18 protein-coding genes are annotated in these 17,739 nt (G+C 63.6%); 5 read left to right on the forward strand and 13 right to left on the reverse strand.

The features are described 5' to 3' along the window. Positions 1-3 precede the first annotated feature (3 nt). Positions 4-834, forward strand: coding sequence for a methyltransferase domain-containing protein (locus H0485_RS02540; RefSeq protein ID WP_226933788.1), 831 nt, complete (start codon positions 4-6; stop codon positions 832-834). Between the two features lie 68 nt (positions 835-902). Next, positions 903-1,973: a ferrochelatase gene (gene hemH, locus H0485_RS02545; protein WP_226933789.1), complete on the forward strand. Its 1,071-nt coding sequence runs from the start codon at positions 903-905 to the stop codon at positions 1,971-1,973. A 164-nt stretch (positions 1,974-2,137) separates the two neighbouring features. Here hemH and H0485_RS02550 read toward each other — a convergent pair whose 3' ends face one another. Together H0485_RS02550 and H0485_RS02555 are read right to left on the reverse strand one after the other, a co-directional pair. Beyond that, entirely contained in the window at positions 2,138-2,314 is a 177-nt protein-coding gene (locus tag H0485_RS02550; protein ID WP_226933790.1) for a hypothetical protein, read from the reverse strand. 146 nt (positions 2,315-2,460) lie between these two features. Next, positions 2,461-3,024: a L,D-transpeptidase gene (locus tag H0485_RS02555; RefSeq protein WP_226933791.1), complete on the reverse strand. Its 564-nt coding sequence runs from the start codon at positions 3,022-3,024 to the stop codon at positions 2,461-2,463. 276 nt (positions 3,025-3,300) lie between these two features. Between H0485_RS02555 and dalA the strand changes: the two genes are divergently transcribed. Further along, complete coding sequence (gene dalA / locus H0485_RS02560; protein ID WP_226933792.1) at positions 3,301-3,816, forward strand: divisome-associated lipoprotein DalA; 516 nt, start codon at positions 3,301-3,303, stop codon at positions 3,814-3,816. Between the two features lie 79 nt (positions 3,817-3,895). Here dalA and H0485_RS02565 read toward each other — a convergent pair whose 3' ends face one another. From H0485_RS02565 to hslO, 7 genes are all read right to left on the reverse strand, one after another. Beyond that, positions 3,896-4,393 (reverse strand): L,D-transpeptidase family protein, encoded by a 498-nt coding sequence (locus H0485_RS02565; protein ID WP_226933793.1) that lies wholly within the window; start codon positions 4,391-4,393, stop codon positions 3,896-3,898. A gap of 122 nt (positions 4,394-4,515) precedes the next feature. Beyond that, the gene (locus tag H0485_RS02570) at positions 4,516-5,745 is read right to left on the reverse strand and encodes a class I SAM-dependent RNA methyltransferase (RefSeq protein ID WP_226933993.1); all 1,230 of its coding nucleotides are present in this window, start codon (positions 5,743-5,745) and stop codon (positions 4,516-4,518) included. A gap of 39 nt (positions 5,746-5,784) precedes the next feature. Continuing rightward, positions 5,785-7,662 carry an ABC transporter ATP-binding protein gene (locus H0485_RS02575; protein WP_226933794.1) on the reverse strand — a complete coding sequence of 626 codons (1,878 nt, stop codon included), beginning with the start codon at positions 7,660-7,662 and terminating at the stop codon, positions 5,785-5,787. Continuing rightward, the gene (locus H0485_RS02580; RefSeq protein WP_226933795.1) at positions 7,659-9,509 is read right to left on the reverse strand and encodes an ABC transporter ATP-binding protein; all 1,851 of its coding nucleotides are present in this window, start codon (positions 9,507-9,509) and stop codon (positions 7,659-7,661) included. The genes H0485_RS02575 and H0485_RS02580 overlap by 4 nt, the downstream gene beginning before the upstream one ends. Positions 9,510-9,595: 86 nt before the next feature. After that, positions 9,596-10,780, reverse strand: a complete 1,185-nt coding sequence (locus tag H0485_RS02585) for a CCA tRNA nucleotidyltransferase (RefSeq protein WP_226933796.1) — start codon at positions 10,778-10,780, stop codon at positions 9,596-9,598. Then, positions 10,777-11,385, reverse strand: a complete 609-nt coding sequence (locus tag H0485_RS02590; RefSeq protein WP_226933797.1) for a CoA pyrophosphatase — start codon at positions 11,383-11,385, stop codon at positions 10,777-10,779. Before H0485_RS02590 ends, H0485_RS02585 begins: the two co-directional genes overlap by 4 nt. Then, positions 11,375-12,394, reverse strand: a complete 1,020-nt coding sequence (gene hslO / locus H0485_RS02595) for an Hsp33 family molecular chaperone HslO (RefSeq protein WP_226933798.1) — start codon at positions 12,392-12,394, stop codon at positions 11,375-11,377. Before hslO ends, H0485_RS02590 begins: the two co-directional genes overlap by 11 nt. A 137-nt stretch (positions 12,395-12,531) precedes the next feature. Here hslO and H0485_RS02600 point away from each other — a divergent pair, with 137 nt between their 5' ends. Further along, entirely contained in the window at positions 12,532-12,975 is a 444-nt protein-coding gene (locus tag H0485_RS02600) for an NUDIX domain-containing protein (RefSeq protein WP_226933799.1), read from the forward strand. A gap of 209 nt (positions 12,976-13,184) precedes the next feature. On the opposite strand, the gene H0485_RS02605 is transcribed toward H0485_RS02600, so the two are convergent. From H0485_RS02605 to fghA, 3 genes are all read right to left on the reverse strand, one after another. Next, complete coding sequence (locus H0485_RS02605) at positions 13,185-14,150, reverse strand: DMT family transporter (protein WP_226933800.1); 966 nt, start codon at positions 14,148-14,150, stop codon at positions 13,185-13,187. A gap of 12 nt (positions 14,151-14,162) precedes the next feature. Beyond that, a complete protein-coding gene (locus H0485_RS02610) occupies positions 14,163-14,642 on the reverse strand; it encodes a YaiI/YqxD family protein (RefSeq protein ID WP_226933801.1) in 480 nt (159 codons plus the stop codon). 115 nt (positions 14,643-14,757) lie between these two features. Continuing rightward, positions 14,758-15,588 (reverse strand): S-formylglutathione hydrolase, encoded by an 831-nt coding sequence (fghA, locus tag H0485_RS02615; RefSeq protein ID WP_226933802.1) that lies wholly within the window; start codon positions 15,586-15,588, stop codon positions 14,758-14,760. A 222-nt stretch (positions 15,589-15,810) separates the two neighbouring features. Between fghA and H0485_RS02620 the strand changes: the two genes are divergently transcribed. After that, positions 15,811-16,440 (forward strand): TetR/AcrR family transcriptional regulator, encoded by a 630-nt coding sequence (locus tag H0485_RS02620; protein ID WP_226933803.1) that lies wholly within the window; start codon positions 15,811-15,813, stop codon positions 16,438-16,440. A gap of 39 nt (positions 16,441-16,479) precedes the next feature. Here H0485_RS02620 and H0485_RS02625 read toward each other — a convergent pair whose 3' ends face one another. After that, positions 16,480-17,718 carry a bifunctional folylpolyglutamate synthase/dihydrofolate synthase gene (locus H0485_RS02625; RefSeq protein WP_226933994.1) on the reverse strand — a complete coding sequence of 413 codons (1,239 nt, stop codon included), beginning with the start codon at positions 17,716-17,718 and terminating at the stop codon, positions 16,480-16,482. Positions 17,719-17,739: the final 21 nt, after the last annotated feature.

Here is a 17,739-nt window from a genome sequence, read left to right on the forward strand (position 1 = left end):
ATCATGGCCGCACCTCTTCTGACTGACCCCAAAGCCCTCGCCCTGCATCGTGCCCGCGCGCTGCGCGCCGCCGATCCCGCCTTCTTTTTGCTTGAGGAGGCGGCTGACGAAATTCAGGAAAGGCTGGCTTCGGTTAACAGAAGCTTTACGGCCCCGGTTCTGGTCGGTGGCTCCCAGGATTTCTGGGCGCGGGCTCTGCGCGGGATCAGCGGCCTGACCCAGGTGCCGGATCAGCCGATGCTGGGCCTCGCGCCTGGTGCACATGATGCGGTGATCCATGCCATGGCGCTGCACTGGGCCGATGATCCGGTGGGCCAGATGGTGCAGAGCTTCCGGGCGCTGAAGCCGGACGGGCTGTTTCTGGGGCTGATGTTTGGCGGCCAGACCCTGGCCGAGCTGCGGGCCTGCCTTGCCGAGGCCGAGGCGGAAGTGACCGGGGGCCTGTCGCCACGGATCCTGCCGATGGCCGAAATCCGCGATCTGGGCGCTTTGCTGCAGCGGGCGGGCTTTGCTTTACCGGTTGCCGACAGCTTTGTCCGCCAGGTGGCCTACCGCGATATTTTCCATCTGATGCGCGATCTGCGCGCCATGGGGGAGACCAATGCCCTGGCCGCCAGGCTGCGCCGTCCGACCCGGCGAGCGGTCTTCCTGCGTGCGGCCGAGCTTTATCAGCAGAATTTCCCGGCCGAAAACGGGCGCATTCTCGCGAGTTTTGAAGTGATCTGTCTCACCGGCTGGACCCCGCATGAAAGCCAGCAGAAGCCGCTGCGGCCCGGCTCTGCCGCGGCCAGACTTGCCGATGCGCTGAATGCGACAGAACACCGCCTGAAATAAGGGGGACATCGCTTGACCCCGCAGTTTCAGGCTATATCTCAGCCGGATGTGAACAAAAGGGGCAAGATATGAGCGTCGCAGCGACGGAAAACGCGGCAGGCAAGCACCTGCCCGCGGGGCATCCGAAGGTGCCGCCGGCGAAAGTTGGTGTGCTGATTGCCAATCTCGGTACACCGGATGGCTATGATTACTGGTCGATGCGCCGGTATCTGAGCGAATTTCTCTCGGATAAACGGGTGATCGATTATCCGTCGTGGAAATGGCAGCCGCTGCTTCAGGGCATTATCCTGACGAAGCGGCCTTTCAGCTCGGGCGCGAATTATAAGCTGATCTGGAACAATGAGCTGAATGAATCGCCGCTGATGACCATCACCCGGGCACAGACCGAAGCGCTGCGGGCTTCGCTGGCGGCGCGCTATGGTGATCAGGTCGTGGTTGATTTCTGCATGCGTTACGGCAATCCCTCCACCGAATCGAAGGTGAAGGCGCTGATCGCTCAGGGCTGCACCAAAATCGTCTTCCTGCCGCTTTACCCGCAATATGCCGGAGCGACCTCGGCAACGGCGAATGATCAGTTCTTCCGGGCGCTGATGGCCGAGAAGCGTCAGCCCGCTGCGCGCATCGTGCCGGAATATTTTGAGCATCCGCTATATATCGAGGCGCTGGCGGCTTCGGTTGAGCGTGCCTATGCCGGGCTGGAGCAGCGTCCTGATGTGCTGGTGACCAGCTATCACGGCATGCCGAAGCGCTATCTGGAAGAGGGCGATCCCTACCATTGCCAGTGCAGAAAAAACACACGTCTGCTGCGCGAACGGCTGGGCTGGCCCGAGACCGAGCTGCATGTGACCTTCCAGTCGGTCTTCGGACCCGAGGAATGGCTGCGCCCCTATACGGTTGAGCATGTGGCGGAGCTGGCGAAGCAGGGCAAGAAGCGCATCGCGGTGATTGCGCCGGCCTTCTCGGCTGATTGCATCGAGACGCTTGAAGAGATTCAGGGCGAAATCCAGGAGGCTTTCATACACGCAGGGGGCGAGAGCTTTACCTATATCCCCTGTCTCAATGATGATGCGGCGCATATTGCAGCGCTGACAGAGATCCTGGCTGAAAACCTTGCAGGCTGGGTCAGCGGGCAGAGCTGAGAGGGAAGCATTCCCTCTGCTCCGATACAGAAAACGGCGCCTGATCAGGCGCCGTTTTTCTTTTGAACCTGCTGGTTTAGTTTGGCCCGCTCACTTGGCTCAGCTCATAAAAAAAGGACGGCAGGGATCTGCCGTCCTTTTCTGAAGTGCTGTCTTTCGACGGCTCAGCTTGCAGCAGCAGCAGCCAGAACGACGAGCAGCAGCAGCGGAACCAGAACGCCGCCCGACGACGAGGTGGTTTGCTTCACAACTTCCGGTTCCATTTGCGGCTCAACGAAGCCACCAGCGAAAGCGGACGAAGCGGCGACCGAGAGAGCGGCTGCAAGCGCGATTTTCTTCATTTTAAATCTCCAATTATCGCACACCGTCAAATTGCAGAGGTAACGGTGTGCACCCAAGTTCTGTCCTCGTGACCCCCTGTTAAGCCTGGGGCGGAGGAAATTGCAATTCTCGCAATATGCCTCTTACATCCTGCGGTGATCTGTCGTCAAATTAGCAACACCTGTGTGCCTACTTTGGCGAGCTCGAACAGTTCCTCGACATGCTCATTATACAGGCCGATGCAGCCATTCGACGATTTGCGCCCGATTTTACGCGTATCATGGGTGCCGTGGATCCGGTAATAGGTCCAGCTGAGATAAAGCGCGCGGGTGCCGAGCGGATTGTCAGGGGCGCCGCCCTCGACCACATCCGGCCATTCCGGATTGCGTTCTTTCATCGAGGGAGTCGGGCGCCAGCTCGGGTTCACCACTTTTTGAACGACCTCGGTTTTGCCCTTACGGGTCAGCTCGTCCGAGAGCGGCACCGAAGTCGGGTAGAGCCGGTAGATCGACTGATCCTCTGACCAGTAATGCAGCGCGCGTGAGGTGAGGTCGACAAGGATCGCGCCATTGCGGGTGCTGTCAAAATAGCTGCGCCAGTCCAGCATACGGAAGCTGGAGGCATTGTTGCGGGCGGGAGCCTCCTGGGCGAGCGCCGGCAGGGCGAGAGCCCCCATCGACGCAGCCGTCAGGCCCATTAGCGCGCGGCGGTTAAGCCGGTCGGCGGTCATCTCAGTCACTCCTGAAAGGCACTGGTTCGGGCTCGTTTATACTGGTTTCATCGTGCCGCCGCAAATCAAAGCCCTTCCGCTCCGCCGGCTGTATCCGTCGTGCCCGAATCGCCGGATCCTGCCGGTTTGTCAGCGGGTTCCCTGCCGCACCTGGCCGGGTCTGATCACGAGGACTTGCCCCGATTCCGGCGCCGCTGAATGAGAGATGTATTTGCCAGTTTCCGCTGCTTTGGCTAAGAAGGCGAAACATTTGACAGGCAGTGTACAGTGAGCGAAATGAACAGACGCGGTTTTCTTCTGCTTGGGTCGGGGCTTTTGCTGGCAGGCTGTGTCTCCGGCGGGTCCGCCGTTCAGCTCGGCCCGGATGGCAAGCCCCTGCCGCGGGTCTACCGGATCACCCCGGCGGTTGCCGGACAGATCCAGTACCGGCTGCTTGATTCGGTGAACACTCTGCGTCAGGCCAAAGGCGCGCAGCCGCTGGTGTTCAACGCCTCGCTGAACGCCGCCGCCGAGACTCATTCGCGCGATATGTCGGTGCAGAACCGGCCCTGGCATTTTGGCTCGGACGGCTCGTCGCCGCTCAGCCGGGTGCAGCGTGCAGGCTATACCGGGCGGTTGCTCGGCGAGAATATTTCCGAAACCTATCAGACCGAACTCGAGACCCTCTCCGTCTGGATGGAAAGCCCCGATCAGCGCAATGTCGTGCTGGATCCTGCCGCGCGTGAGCTGGGCTTTGCCTGGTATCAGGAAGAGGGTGGCAAGATCTGGTGGACCATGGTCACCGGGGGCTGAGGCCTTACAGAAACGCGCTTTTGGTTTTTAAAAAAGGCGGCCCCGGGGGCCGCCTTTTTCTTTTCCGGGCAGGCCCGGTTCAGGGCAGGATGTGAACCGGGGTGCCGACATTGACCATCGAATAGATCACTTCGATTTCTTTATCGGTCACGGCAATGCAGCCCTCGGTCCAGTCCCGGACCGATACCGGTCGTACGGGGCCGCCATGGATGAAGATCTCGCCACCGGGCGGGCGGTTGTGCGAGGCGGCGAATTCGCGGTCCACCACATTGGGATAGTTGATGTAGAGCGAGAGGTGGTATCTCGAATTCGGGTTTTTGAAGTTCATGTAATAGGTGCCTTCGGGGGTCTTGCCGTCACCCTCGAACTGCTTGTGCCCGATGGCATTGGGACCGAGCCCGATGTCATAGCTCTTCAGCACTTTCTGATTGTTCAGCAGATACATTTTCCGCTGTGATTTGTGGATCTGCACTGAGGTCACCTCAGGGCCTTTATATTTCAGAAATTTCGTCTTGGGAGCACAGGCGGCAATGCCGAATGCGATCACCAGGAGAAACAGGATTTTGAGAACCCGCATGGAAACTGCCTGTGTTTGGTTTTTTGATTATGATCCGGGATAGCGAAAAACGGCGTCTCCGGCCAGTCAAACCAGGAGGCGCCGCGCACACGGAGTCGTTATTCAACCGCGGGAAGAAGGCGTCAGGCGCTGCGTGAGAATCGCGCGACCAGTTCAATATGGACCGACCAGCGGAACTGATCGACCACCTGCACAGCCTCGAGCCGGTAGCCGCCTGCGGTCAGAATCCGGGCATCGCGGGCAAAAGTTACCGGGTTGCATGAGACCATGGCGATGACCGGCACTTTCGAGGCGGCGAGCCGCTCGCATTGCGCCTCGGCCCCGGCGCGCGGCGGGTCGATCACCACCGCGTCAATGCCTTTGAACTCATCCACTTCCAGCGGGCGGCGGAACAGATCGCGGGTTTCCACGCTCAGCTTTTTCAGACCGGGGGTATTGCGGGCGGCTTTTTCCAGGGTCGAGGTCAGGGCGCGGTGGCCCTCAACCGCGTGAACCTCGGCATCCGAGGCCAGCGGCAGCGCGAATGTGCCCATGCCGCAGAACAGATCGAGCACCCGTTTCGCGCCCGAGACTGCGGTCCTCACCGCCCCGACCAGAGCGGCTTCGCCCTCGGCCGTGGCCTGAAGGAAAGCGCCGGGCGGAATATCCACCCGGGCTGCGCCCAGATCGATGCGCGGCGCATTGCGCTGCGCCACCATCTCGCCCTCCCAGGACAGGCGGGCGAGGCCAAAGCGCTCGGCAAGCCGGGCCAGCTCCATCTGCTGAGCGGCATCGGCGGGCTTGCCGCCGGTCACCACCACATCCGGCCCGGTCAGGCTGGTGGTGACCGCCAGCGACAATTCGGTCGTGCGCGAGCCGCCAAGCGTCACCAGGGCCTCGAGCGCGGGCAGGGTGGCCATCAGATCGGGATGCAGCAGTCTGCAGCCGGGAACGGCGACGATCATAGCCTGGCCTTTGGCATGAAAGCCCAGCAGAACCCCGCTTTTGGTACGCCGCCCCGACAGGGTGGCCCGGCGGCGCGAGGCGGGGGGAGAGGTCAGGGTCCGGGGCGCAATCGCGGCCTCAACCCCCTGGAAGGACAGAGCCTCGCGCACCACCTGCTGTTTCCAGGCAGCGGTGAACGCTTCTGAGGCATGCTGCAGCTGGCAGCCGCCACAGGTTTTTGCATGCGGGCAGGGTGGTTTTACCCGCGCCGCTGAAGGGGTGACGATCCGGGCGTTTGTAAGCTTATCGCCGTTCAGCTCGCCCGTGACCTCTTCGCCCGGCAGCATGCCGGGTACGAAGACCGCGCCTTCGGGGCCGCGGGCAATGCCATCGCCCAGATGGCCCAGACGGTCGATCATCAGGGTCACGGTCTCGGTCATGGCGGCTCTCCGGGCGGTTGGCTGGGGTCAGAGGCTGCTGCTATCCTCATCTGCGGTGATGATAAAGCCACCTGATTGCCGCTGCCAGTAACGGGCATAGCGTCCGCCCATGGCCAGCAGCTCATCATGGCGGCCCATTTCGGCAATCTCGCCCGCCTCCATAACGATGATCCGGTCCATGGCGGCGATGGTCGAGAGGCGGTGCGCAATGGCCAGCACCGTCTTGCCCTGCATCACCCGCTCGAGCGCCTGCTGGATCGCGGCCTCGACCTCGCTGTCGAGCGCTGAGGTCGCCTCATCAAGGATCAGAACCGGCGCGTTCTTCAGGAAGGCGCGGGCCAGAGCGATACGCTGGCGCTGGCCGCCGGAAAGCTTCACCCCGCGTTCACCAAGGAAGGCATCATAGCCGCGCCGTCCCTGATGGTCGGACATAGCGCTGATAAAGTCATGCGCCTCGGCGGCGCGGGCGGCGGCCTCTATCCCGGCCTGGCTGGCCTCGGGGCGGCCATAGGCGATATTGTCGCGCGCGGTGCGGTTGAACATCGCCGTTTCCTGGGTGACCATGCCGATCTGGCGGCGCAGGCTCTCCTGGGTCACCTGGCGCAGATCATGGCCATCAAGGGTGACGCTGCCGGTCTCGGGATCGTAAAGCCGCAGCAAGAGCGAGACGAGGGTGGATTTCCCCGCGCCCGAAGCGCCGACAATGCCGATCTTCTCGCCGGCGGCGATGGTCAGGCGGATATTGCGCACCCCGCCATGGCCTTTTTCATCGCGCCGGCCATAGGCAAAGGTCACATCGTTAAAGCCGATCTCGCCGGCAATCGGTGGCAGCGGCCGGGCATCGGGGGCATCGCCGAGGCTATGCGGCACCGACAGCGTCTTCATCCCGTCCTCCACCTCACCGACCGAGGTATAGATCGCCATCAGGGTGAAGGAGACCCAGCCCGACATCTGCGCGATGCGCAGCGACACCGCCCCGGCGGCGGCTATATCGCCCGCGCTGGCCGCGCCCGCCTGCCATTGCCAGAGCGTGCCACCGATCAGCATCACCGGCAGCACGCCCGCGAGGGTCATCAGCGCGAGCCGGAACCAGGTTGAGATCTCCCCATATTCCAGCGAGGCCTCGCGGAAGCTTTCCATCGCCTTCAGCGCCACCTCATCCTCAAAGCGGTGATGCGCAAACAGCTTCACGGTTTTGATATTGGTGATCGTATCGACCACCTGACCCGAAACCATGGCCCGGGTCGAGGCGCGGGCCGCCGAGTTTTTGCGGATCCTTGGCAGGAAAAAGCGGATCATGAACACATAGCCCACCAGCCAGACCAGCAAAGCCAAAGCGATCAGCGGGTCGATGACCATGAGAAACAGTGCCGAGCCGATCACCGAGGCCAGTGCGAAACAGACGGTGTTGATCACCTCGGTCGCGGTATCGGTAACGGCGCGGGCAGCCTGCATCTGCTTTTGCGCGATACGCCCGGCAAAATCATTGTCAAAGAAGGTGACCGCCTGGCCCAGCGTCCAGCGGTGCAGGCGCGACAGCACAAGCGGCAGCACATTCGGCCCGATCACCACCGCATTCGAGGCCGAGGACAGGCCAAAGGCCAGCGGCCGAAGGACGAGATAGAACAGCACAAAGCCGAAAATCAGGCCGAGATGATCCGAGAAAAACCCTTCCGGCCCGGCCCCGACCGCGGTGTCGATCACCCAGCCCAGGATGATGGCGCTGACCACTTCGGTTACGCCCGCAACTGAGGAGATGATCCCGGCCAGCACCAGCCAGGGCCAGGAGCCGGAGAGGCACCAGCGCATGAAAGCACCGATGCTCTGCGGCGGCGGGCCCTCGGCCGGGCGGAAGGCGTCGATCCGGCTGCCAAGCCAGGCGAAGCTGCGTCCGGTCAGGCTCATACCGCATCCTCAGGATCATCAAGGCCGATGAAACCGCCCGATTGCCGCGCCCAGAACCGGGCGTAAAGCCCCTTCGCCGCCAGCAGCTCAGCATGGCTGCCCGCTTCGGCAATGCGCCCGTCATCAAGGACGACGATGCGGTCCATCGCGGCGATGGTCGAGAGCCGGTGCGCAATGGCGATCACCGTTTTGCCTTGCATCACGCCGTAAAGCGCATCCTGGATCGTGGCCTCAGCCTCGGAATCCAGCGCCGAGGTCGCCTCATCCAGGATCAGGACCGGTGCATCTTTCAGGATCACCCGGGCCAGGGCGACGCGCTGGCGCTGGCCACCCGACAGCTTCACCCCACGCTCACCGACATGGGCATCATAGCCCCTGCGGCCGTCTTTATCCTCCAGCGTCAGAATGAAGTCATGCGCATCGGCGCGCTTTGCTGCGCCGATCATTTCGGCCTCAGTCGCATCCGGGCGGCCGTAGAGGATATTATCGCGCACCGAGCGGTGCATGAGCGAGCTGTCCTGCTGCACCATACCGATCAGCCGGCGCAGGCTGTCCTGGGTGACCCTTGTCACATCCTGGCCGTCGATCAGCACCCGGCCGCCCTCGGGGTCGTAAAAGCGCAGGATCAGCTTGACCAGCGAGCTTTTCCCCGCGCCCGAGCGCCCGACCACCCCCAGCTTTTCGCCGGGTCGGATGGTCAGCGAAATGCCCTGGATGCCGCCTTTTTCACGGCCATAGTGATGGCGCAGATCCTGCAGCTCGATCAGCCCCTCGCGGTACTCCAGCGGCTTTGCGCCTTTGGCATCGGTCAGCTGGATCGGCTGGGTGATGGTCTCCATCCCCTCCTGGACCACGCCAAGCGCCTGAACGAGGCCCGAGAATGCCCACATGATCCAATAGGTCATATTGGTCAGCCGCAGGACCAGCGCCGAGGCGGCGGCGACAGTGCCGGTGCTGGCCTGGCCTTCGCTCCAGAGCCAGACCGACCAGGCGATGATCGCCACAATCATCATCCCGTTCAGCACGGTCAGGGTGAAGTCCATCACCGTGATGATGCGCATCTCACGCTGGAAGGTGGCGCGGGCATGTTCGATCGCTTCTTTTGCGTAAAGGATTTCACTCTCGTGATGGGCGAAAAGCTTGACCGAATGGATATTGGAATAGGCATCGACCACCCGGGCGGTCACCGCCGAGCGCGCGTCTGAACTGGCAACAGCCGCCGGCCCGGCGCGGCGGATCGTCCAGCGCACCAGTAGCATGTAGAGCGCAAACCAGACCACCAGTGGCAGCAGCAGGCGCGGATCCGCCTCGGCCAGCATCAGCCCGGCCCCGACAATGGTCACGCTCGAGAAAGCCACCGCGTCGAAGGTCTGGAACACCGCATCCCCGGCGGCGGGGGGCGTCTGCATGATGCGATTGGCGATGCGCCCGGCGAAATCGCTTTCAAACCAGCCGACCGGCTGGCGAATGACATGGCGATGCGCGCGCCAGCGGATCATCGTGCCGAAATTGGGCAGGATGGTGTTGTGCAAAAGCGCGACCGAGCAGAATTCGATCAGCGGGCGCATAATCATCAGCGCCAGCGCCACGGCTCCGGCCTCCCAGCCATGCGTGCTGAGGAAGCTGGCGGGGCCGGTGGCGACCATCAGATCGATCAGCCGCCCCAGATACCAGATCAGCGCCACCTCGGTGAAAGCGGTGATGACGGAGAGGGTGCCGGTGATTGCAAAGACTTTGCGGAAGGGGCGGATGAACTCTTTCAGCCAGGGCCAGAGGCGGCGGGGAGGGATGTCGGTCTCCTCATAGGCGGCATAGGGATCGACCAGACCTTCGAAGAAACGAAACATCAGTGCCTCCGTAAATACCCGGTGGTTCTAGCGGAAATTCGCTGAAAGGGAAATCCGGTGCGGGAAATTCGCGGCAGAAGCTGCGTCTATCCGCCCGGGCCAGGTACGCTCAGCGCGAGCAGCTCGGCGCGGCTCAGCCGCAGATCCGAGCTGAGCCAGGCCTGCTCCAGGGCTTTCAGCCGCGCCCCGAGTGCCGGGCCGCTCAGCCCGGGCAGGTCGGTTGAGCGCACGGGAAACTGCGCCTGAGCGCCCCGGACCAGCCCGGCCTCAGCCTCCCCGGGCGGCGGGGTCTCAAATAAAGCCGCCCGGGCCAGCAGAACAGAGGCCCCGGCCGAGGCCCCGATTTTAACGGCCAGCGCAGCCGGGCTGAGCTGGCTGCCGATATGGTCGCGGATCAGCGCATATTCGCGCGCCTCCTGGCGCGACAGGCGCAGGCCTGTTGCCGGGTCAGCCCCGCCCAGCACCGCCAGACGGCGCAAAGCATCCGGCCTGCGCCCGGCCTCAAAATGCACCAGCAGCGCCATGGCCTTTGCATCCGCCCCCGGCAGAGCGTGGGCCAGCACGCCCGAGGCCTGCATCGCGGCCAGAGCCGGGGCAGGGTCGGGGGCGGCGAGCAGCTTTTTCATCTCAGAGCCGATCCGCTCGCGGGCCAGCAGCTCAATGCCACCGGCCAGTTCCGCACAGGCGGCAAGGCCTTCCGGGTCGGGGCCTTCTGCGGGGTCGCCGTAATGCGCATAGAAGCGGAAGAAGCGCAGGATACGCAGGTAATCCTCGCGGATCCGTTCCGAGGGCTCACCGACAAAGCGGATATGGCGGGCCCGGGCATCGGCAATGCCGCAGCCAAGCGGGTCGATGATCTGTCCCCGGGCATCGGCATAGAGCGCGTTCATGGTGAAATCGCGCCGCATCGCATCTTCTTCGATCCGCTCCGAAAAGGCGACTACGGCGCGGCGGCCATCGGTTTCGACATCGCGCCGCCAGGTGGTGATCTCATAGCCGGTGCCGCCGATCACCAGGGTCAGCGTGCCATGCTCAATCCCGGTGGGCACGGCTTTCACCCCGGCGGCCCGGGCCAGGGCGAGCACCCTGTCGGGGCGGGCGCTGGTCGAGAGGTCGATGTCCGAAACCGCCGTGCCGAGGATGGCATTGCGCACGCAGCCGCCGACGGCATAGATCTGATGCCCGGCCTGTTCCAGCAAAGCGAAGATCTGCTGTGTCGCGGGGGCCTCGAGCCAGGGGCCGCTGACTGAGAGCGGGAGCGGGTGGTTCATTCGCTATATCTTCCGGCAAGGCCGCGCAGGATCCGCGCAGTGGCACCCCAGATATACCAGGGCCCCCAGGGGACAGTGTAATAGCGCCGCCAGCTGCCGCGCCACATCCGCCGCTCGATCGAATAGCGCGGGATCGACAGCAGATGCGCCAGCGGCACCTCAAAAACCTCATCAACCTCACCGGCTTCGGGGATCGGGGTGAAGGGGCCGCGCACAAAGCCCAGAACCGGGGTGATCTGAAAGCCGGTCACCGTCTCATGCTGCGGCAATGATCCGAGAATTTCCACCTGCGAGGGGGGCAGGCCGACCTCTTCATGGGATTCGCGTAAAGCCGCGCCGGTCGGCCCGTCGTCACCGGGATCAACCTTGCCGCCCGGGAAAGCGATCTGGCCCGGATGGTGACGCAGCTGCGACGAGCGTTTGGTGAGGATGACCTTCGGGCAGGGGCTATCGCTGCCGGTCACCGCGATCAGCACTGCTGCCGGACGCAGGATCCGGTCGGGGCTGAGCACCAGCCCGGGGTTCAGGTCGAAATCCGAAGAGGCACCGCCCGGTCTTGCGGCCAGGCGGTGCAGATCAAAGGGGGGCTTTGGCTCAGTGAACATCCTTTTGCGCAGCACCCGCGGCTTCGGCCGCGAGACTGCCCTCAAAGCCGAGGGTTTCCGGCTCCAGCTCATAATGCGCGCCGCAGAACTGACAATCGGCGGTGACCATGCCCATATCGTCGATCATCTGCGCAATATCTTTCTGCGAATAGATCGACAGGGTATTGCGCACCTTATCGGCCGAGCAGGAGCAGCCAAAGTGCAGAGGCTGCGCCTCGAAGACCCGTGGCTCTTCTTCATGGAACAGGCGCACCAGAAGATCCGAGGGCGAGAGGGTGGGGCCGATCAGCTCCAGCTCCTCAACCGTGTCGAGCAGCATATTGGCGCGGTTCCAGTCCTCGGCCGGCTCGCCCGAGAGGATATCGGCATGGTTCAGCAGCCCGGCATCCCCCGAGCCACTGGCCGCTGCCACGCCGCCGGTCTGCGGCATATGCTGCAGCATCACGCCGCCCGCGCGCCAATGTGCGGCCCGGCCCGGCTCCTGGCTTTTGCCAAAAGACAGCTGGAAACGGGTCGGCAGCTGTTCGGACTGGGCGAAATAGGCTTCGGCGCAGGCAGAAAGGCTGCCACCGGCAATCGGGGTAAAGCCCTGATAGGGCAGCATACCCTCACCCTGGTCCAGCATCACCGCAAAGAATCCCTCGCCGATCAGCGAGAAGGGATCATCGGTTTCGGTAAGCTTATCAGCGTCAAAGCTGGCATAGCAGCGCACGCGGGCGGGCTCGCCCTCTTCAGAGGGGCCGTAGTAATCGGTGGCGATCAGCCGGGCCGCGCCTTTGCCGCGCACCTGCAGCGACAGTTTCCAGCGCAGCTTGATCGACTGGCCGATCAGGGCCGTCAGGGTTGCAGCCTCGGCCACCAGCGCCTCAATGGCGGGCGGGTAATTATGCTGGGCCAGCACCTGATCGAGGGTTCCGTCGAGCCGCGCCACGCGGCCGCGGATCCCGGAACGGTCCAGCTGGAAAGGAAGGACGGTATCGTCCCAGGCGATCTGTGCACTCTTGGCCATCGGAAATCCTTCAGCATGCCAGGGCGGCATGCCTGTCAAAGTCGGTCTCAGCCTTGCCTTGCGCCGGGCGCTCTGGCAAGCCTTCGCTGTTCGGCGCCCTATATAGGGTCGCAAAACGGGCGGACCAAGGGGGGCTGATGATCCGGCGATATGGCGAAGCGGTGAAAACGGGGCAGAGCTATCGCAGACGTCCCGGGGTTTATGCGATTTTGCCACTGAACGGCCAGCTGCTGACCACCTTTCAGGCCGTGCCTTCGCCCGAGTTTCAGCTGCCAGGCGGGGGTGTCGATCTGGGCGAGCATCCGATCGCAGCCCTGCACCGCGAGGTCTTTGAGGAAACCGGCTGGAAGATCGCGCCGCCGCGCCGCATCGGCGCCTATCGCCGGTTTACCTATATGGCGGAATATGAATTCTGGGCGGAAAAGCTCTGCACTCTCTATGTTGCCCGCCCGGTCTATCGGCTCGGCCCGCCCTCTGAACCGGGTCATTCTGCGGTCTGGCTCGGCTATGGCGAGGCGCTGGATCTGCTGGGCAATCAGGGCGACCGTGCAATGCTGGCCGGGGTGCTGCGCGATCTGTGAGCGGTGCAGGCCTCAGCGCTGAAGCCGCTCCGCGACCAGAGGCCGCGCCCGGAGGCGCTGGCAGCGCTTAAACGGATGCCGCGCGGCTGGGGCAAGGGTACCGGCCCGGGGGATTGGCGAGCGCAAAGGCAGGGCGCGGGGTCGTAAAAAACCTTGAGGATGTCAGCGCGGCAGCCCGGTGACGGTCTCAAAACCCACGGCCCCGGGCTTCATGTCTTTGCCCTGCGTGCCAGCACGGCCTCGCGCCAGATCACATAGATGCCGGCGCCGCAGATCAGCGCAATCCCGGCGAATGAGGTCAGATCGGGCAGAGTGTCAAAAATGATCACGCCCCAGAGAATGGCCATGGGCATGCCGACATATTCAAAGGGCGCAACCATACCGGCTTCGGTGGTGCGATAGGCCTGGGTGACCATCAGCCCGCCCAGAGTGACCGAGGTTCCGGTCAGCAAGAACCAGGGCCAGTCCTGCATCGGGGGCCAGACCCAGGGGCGGAACAGAAACTGCCAGACCCCCTCGGCGCTGGCCATATGGCCGCCACCAAAGCTGAAGCCCATCACAAGCGACAGAACCACGAAACCGATGATCGAGTAGAACGAACAGGTCATCGCGCTTTCGGTCTCGCGCATCGAGCGCGCCATCAGATTACTGGAGGCATAGAGCACCGAGGACAGCAGGACGAGCAGCGCCGCGCCCTGCAGCACACCGCTGCCCGGGCGCAGAATCAGCAAGGTGCCGAGCAGGCCAAGCGCCACCGCAAGCCAGCGCCTGGGCCCGGCGCGCTCGCCGAGCGCCAGAACGGATAAAGCCGTGACAAACAGCGGGCTGGTATAGGAAACGGCGGCGGCATCCGCCATCGGCAGCGCGGCGAGGCCAAGATAAAATGCCGAATTTGACAGCAGGATCGTGACCACGCGGATCAGATGGCGCAGCGGGCGGCGGGTACGAAGCTGGGCAAAGCCCGCGCGTGAGCGCGCGATCAGCGGCAGAAGCACTGAAAGGCCGATCAGGGCACGGATCAGGATGACCTGATGCAGCGCATAGCCCCCGGACAGATGTTTGATCGCCATGTCATTGACGGAATAGAGCGCCGTCCCCGCGGCGCAGAACAGCACGCCGATGAGATAGGGGCTGGCAGAGGAGGCGGGGCCCGGGCGGGTCAGGGTGCGGAACATGATAACCGCGACCTAGCCGATTGCGCCGCTCTGGTCTGTCCCTGCTGCGACATGCACACGGCGCAGAATGCGGTCGAGCTGGTCGAGGAAGCGCGAGCGGTCGCTCTTGCTGAAGCTTTTGCCGCTGCCCTGACGAAACGGATCGGCGGCGCGCAGATCTGCCATCAGGTCGCGGGTCGCCAGCACCTGGCCGATATTGCGGCTGTTGAGCTCGGTGCCATCGGGTTTGACCACGGCGCCGCCGCCCTCGATCACCCGCGCCGCCAGCGGAATGTCACTGGTCACCACCACATCGCCGGGACCGGCCTGATCGGCGATCCAGCGGTCGGCCTCATCCAGGCCCGCGCCGACATAGACCGAGGAGACCAGTGGATTGGGTGAGGGGCGGATGCCGCCGTTTGACACCAGCACCATCGCCACCCGCAGCCGGCTTGCCACGCGTTCGGCCTCGGCTTTGACCGGGCAGGCATCGGCATCAATGTAAAGCGTCACCCGGGCGCACTCCTGCAATAAGGGGCAGGGCAAGATGACCCCGCCCTCCCCCCTTCCCAGATATCGGGAGGCGGGGCCAGAGGCAGAGGGACGCGCCCCCCTGCCTCAGCGATTTTCAGCCGCGCAGGGCATCGACATGGAAGGCGATGTGATCCTCGATGAAGGAAGAGACGAAGAAATAGCTGTGGTCATAGCCTTTCTGCATCCGGAAGCTGCCGCCCTGACGCCGCTCGGCCATGGCCCCGGCCAGAGCTTCGGGCTTCAGCAGATCAAGGAACTGGTCCGAGCCCCCCTGGTCGATCAGCACCGGCCCGTCAAAACCGCGCCGCTTCATCAGCAGTGAGCTGTCATGCTGGGCCCAGGTGCTTTCATCCTCGCCAAGATAGGCGGTGAATTGTTTGCGGCCCCAGTCCGAGCTGGTCGGGCTGGCAATCGGCGCAAAGGCCGAGACCGAGGAGAAACGGCCCGGGAAGCTCATGGCAATGGTCAGCGCGCCATGGCCGCCCATGGAATGACCGGTGATTGCCTGCAGCCCCTCTTCGAGCGGGAAGGCCTTGAAGACCAGCTCCGGCAGATCGCGGGTGATGTAATCCCACATCCGGAAATGCGGCGCCCAGGGGTTTTCGGTGGCATTGACATAAAAGCCCGCGCCTTTGCCGAGATCATAAGCCGCATCATCGGCCACCTCTTCGCCGCGAGGGCTGGTATCGGGGAAGATCAGAGCGATTCCCGCCTCGGCCGCCCAGCGCTGGGCCCCGGCTTTGACCATGGCATTTTCATGGGTGCAGGTCAGACCCGAGAGATACCAGAGCAGCGGCACCGGCCCGTCCTCGGCGCCTGCAGGCAGAAAAAGCCCAAAGGTCATATCGGTTCCCGTGGCCTGCGAGGCATGCGAATAGACGCCCTGAACGCCTCCGAAACAGCGGTTTTCCGAAATCGTTTTCATCTTATTTCCATTCCCTGACCGGCCGTGGCAGCCCCGGAGCATTCTGCTGCCCGGAGCGGGAACAGCATGGGCTGGCTGACAGGCAGCGGCAAGGGTGTCAAAGGTGTTTCCTGACCATGCGATAAAAATCAATACAATCGGCAGCTGATATGGCAAAAGATGGTTAACGTCGAATTTATCAACGTGGCTGATCAGCTTCAGCTCAAGTAAGTTAGCTTTAATATGACACAAGAAACGATTTATGAGATCCGCAGGGGGCGCAAATTCGAGCAGGTCGTCGCTGGCGCGCTGCGGGTTTTTCTGCGCGATGGATTCGAAGGCGCATCGGTGGACGAGATTGCACGGGAAGCAGGCGTCTCGAAAGCGACCCTCTACAGCTACTTCCCCGATAAAAGAGTGATGTTTCTCGAGGTCTTCAGCTCAGAATTCAGCCGCCTGGCGGCCCAGGCGGCAAAGGATCACGGCCATGATCAGTCCGCCGAGGATTTTCTGCTGACCGCCGGGCACCGGGTGATTGATCTGACCGTCTCGGAATTCGGACGCAATCTGTTCCGGCTGGTGGTGGCCGAAGTGCCGCGCTTTCCCGAGCTGGCGCAACAATTTTACGAACAGGGATCGGGGCAGCTGCGCCGGCGTCTTGTGGTCCGGCTTGAACAGTTCTGCGCGCGTGGCGAGCTGATGATCGATGATTGCGAACTGGCTGCGGATCAGTTTGTACAGCTGTGCCGCGCCGGGGTGCATGAGCCGCTGCTGCTTGACCTCAACAGCGATATTGCACCCTGCACCACCCGCCGGGCGGTGCAAGGGGCGGTTGAGATGTTTCTGGCGCGCTACCGGCCAGCCGGGGGCTGACCAGAGGTGGCGAAGGGGGAGGGCTATCCCCCCCGGGGATCAGCCATTGTCGCGCAGAATCTGCCCGGCAAGATAGAGCGAGCCGCAGATCAGCACGCGCGCTGCCGGTTCTTTTGCCGCGATCTCAGCCAGGGCTGCCTCAACCGACAGCGCGGCCTCAGCCTCGATTCCGGCGCTGCGGGCCGCGTCACGGGTAGCTTCGGGCGGCAGGGTATTGGCCTCGCCGGGAATGCCGACGGCATAAAGCGCGCGCAGTTGCGGCGCCATCGGGCGCATATAGCCGGTGACATCTTTGGTATTGAGCATGCCGCAGACCGCATAGGTCGGACGCGGTCCCATCCGGGCCAGGGTTGCGGCAACTGCCTCGCCCCCGGCCGGATTATGCCCGCCATCGAGCCAGAGCTCGACCCCGGGCGCGCTCTCCGTCAGCGGGCCGCGGGCCAGGCGCTGCATCCGGGCGGGCCAGAGGGCGCGGCTCACGGCGGCCTCGCAGGCGGCCTCATCCTTGCCAAGCTGGCGCAGAGCGGCAATCGCCGCCCCGGCATTCTGCACCTGATGCGGTCCCGGCAGATTGGGCAGGGGCAGATCCATAAGCCCGGCCTCATCCTGATAGATCAGACGGCCGCGCTCTTCCGAGACCTGCCAGTGCTGGCCGTGAACAAACAAAGGCGCGCCAAGACGGGCGGCTTTCGCCTCAATCACCGCAAGACCGGCTTCGGCCTGGGGGCCGACCACGCAGGGCACGCCGCGTTTGATGATTCCGGCTTTTTCCCCGGCAATCTCGGCCAGGGTCTCGCCCAGATATTGCTGATGATCAACCGAGACCGGGGTGATGATGGTGAGGCGGGGCTGTGCGACGACATTGGTCGCATCGAGCCGGCCGCCCAGGCCAACCTCAAGCAGCGTGTAATCGGCAGGCATGCGCGAGAAGGCCAGCAGCGCGGCAACCGTGGTCGCTTCAAAGAAGGTGATCGCCTCGCCGCCATTCGCCGCCATGCATTCATCAAGCAGCGCGGTCAGGGCCGGTTCCGAGATCAGCTCGCCCGCGAGCCGGATCCGCTCATGGAACCGCGCCAGATGCGGCGAGGTATAGGCATGAACTTTCGCGCCCGAAGCCTCCAGCCCGGCGCGAATCATCGCCTGGGTCGAACCTTTGCCATTGGTCCCGGCCAGATGAATGACCGGAGGCAGGCGGGTTTCGGGGTGGTCCAGCGCCGCCAGCAGGCGGTGCACGCGGTCAAGAGTAAGATCAATAATCTTCGGATGAAGGGTCATCATCCGCTCAAGCAGGGCATCCGA

It is taken from the genome of Pseudogemmobacter faecipullorum, from assembly GCF_020539525.1.
GTDB lineage: Bacteria > Pseudomonadota > Alphaproteobacteria > Rhodobacterales > Rhodobacteraceae > Pseudogemmobacter > Pseudogemmobacter faecipullorum.

What these genes read in the sequence shown, in the direction of transcription:
- H0485_RS02540 (WP_226933788.1), top strand. Translation starts at nt 4, where the DNA reads ATGGCCGCACCTCTTCTGACTGACCCCAAAGCCCTCGCCCTGCATCGT.
- hemH (WP_226933789.1), top strand. Translation starts at nt 903, where the DNA reads ATGAGCGTCGCAGCGACGGAAAACGCGGCAGGCAAGCACCTGCCCGCG.
- H0485_RS02550 (WP_226933790.1), bottom strand. Translation starts at nt 2,314, where the DNA reads ATGAAGAAAATCGCGCTTGCAGCCGCTCTCTCGGTCGCCGCTTCGTCC.
- H0485_RS02555 (WP_226933791.1), bottom strand. Translation starts at nt 3,024, where the DNA reads ATGACCGCCGACCGGCTTAACCGCCGCGCGCTAATGGGCCTGACGGCT.
- dalA (WP_226933792.1), top strand. Translation starts at nt 3,301, where the DNA reads ATGAACAGACGCGGTTTTCTTCTGCTTGGGTCGGGGCTTTTGCTGGCA.
- H0485_RS02565 (WP_226933793.1), bottom strand. Translation starts at nt 4,393, where the DNA reads ATGCGGGTTCTCAAAATCCTGTTTCTCCTGGTGATCGCATTCGGCATT.
- H0485_RS02575 (WP_226933794.1), bottom strand. Translation starts at nt 7,662, where the DNA reads ATGAGCCTGACCGGACGCAGCTTCGCCTGGCTTGGCAGCCGGATCGAC.
- H0485_RS02580 (WP_226933795.1), bottom strand. Translation starts at nt 9,509, where the DNA reads ATGTTTCGTTTCTTCGAAGGTCTGGTCGATCCCTATGCCGCCTATGAG.
- H0485_RS02585 (WP_226933796.1), bottom strand. Translation starts at nt 10,780, where the DNA reads ATGAACCACCCGCTCCCGCTCTCAGTCAGCGGCCCCTGGCTCGAGGCC.
- H0485_RS02590 (WP_226933797.1), bottom strand. Translation starts at nt 11,385, where the DNA reads ATGTTCACTGAGCCAAAGCCCCCCTTTGATCTGCACCGCCTGGCCGCA.
- hslO (WP_226933798.1), bottom strand. Translation starts at nt 12,394, where the DNA reads ATGGCCAAGAGTGCACAGATCGCCTGGGACGATACCGTCCTTCCTTTC.
- H0485_RS02600 (WP_226933799.1), top strand. Translation starts at nt 12,532, where the DNA reads ATGATCCGGCGATATGGCGAAGCGGTGAAAACGGGGCAGAGCTATCGC.
- H0485_RS02605 (WP_226933800.1), bottom strand. Translation starts at nt 14,150, where the DNA reads ATGTTCCGCACCCTGACCCGCCCGGGCCCCGCCTCCTCTGCCAGCCCC.
- fghA (WP_226933802.1), bottom strand. Translation starts at nt 15,588, where the DNA reads ATGAAAACGATTTCGGAAAACCGCTGTTTCGGAGGCGTTCAGGGCGTC.
- H0485_RS02620 (WP_226933803.1), top strand. Translation starts at nt 15,811, where the DNA reads ATGACACAAGAAACGATTTATGAGATCCGCAGGGGGCGCAAATTCGAG.
- H0485_RS02625 (WP_226933994.1), bottom strand. Translation starts at nt 17,718, where the DNA reads ATGATGACCCTTCATCCGAAGATTATTGATCTTACTCTTGACCGCGTG.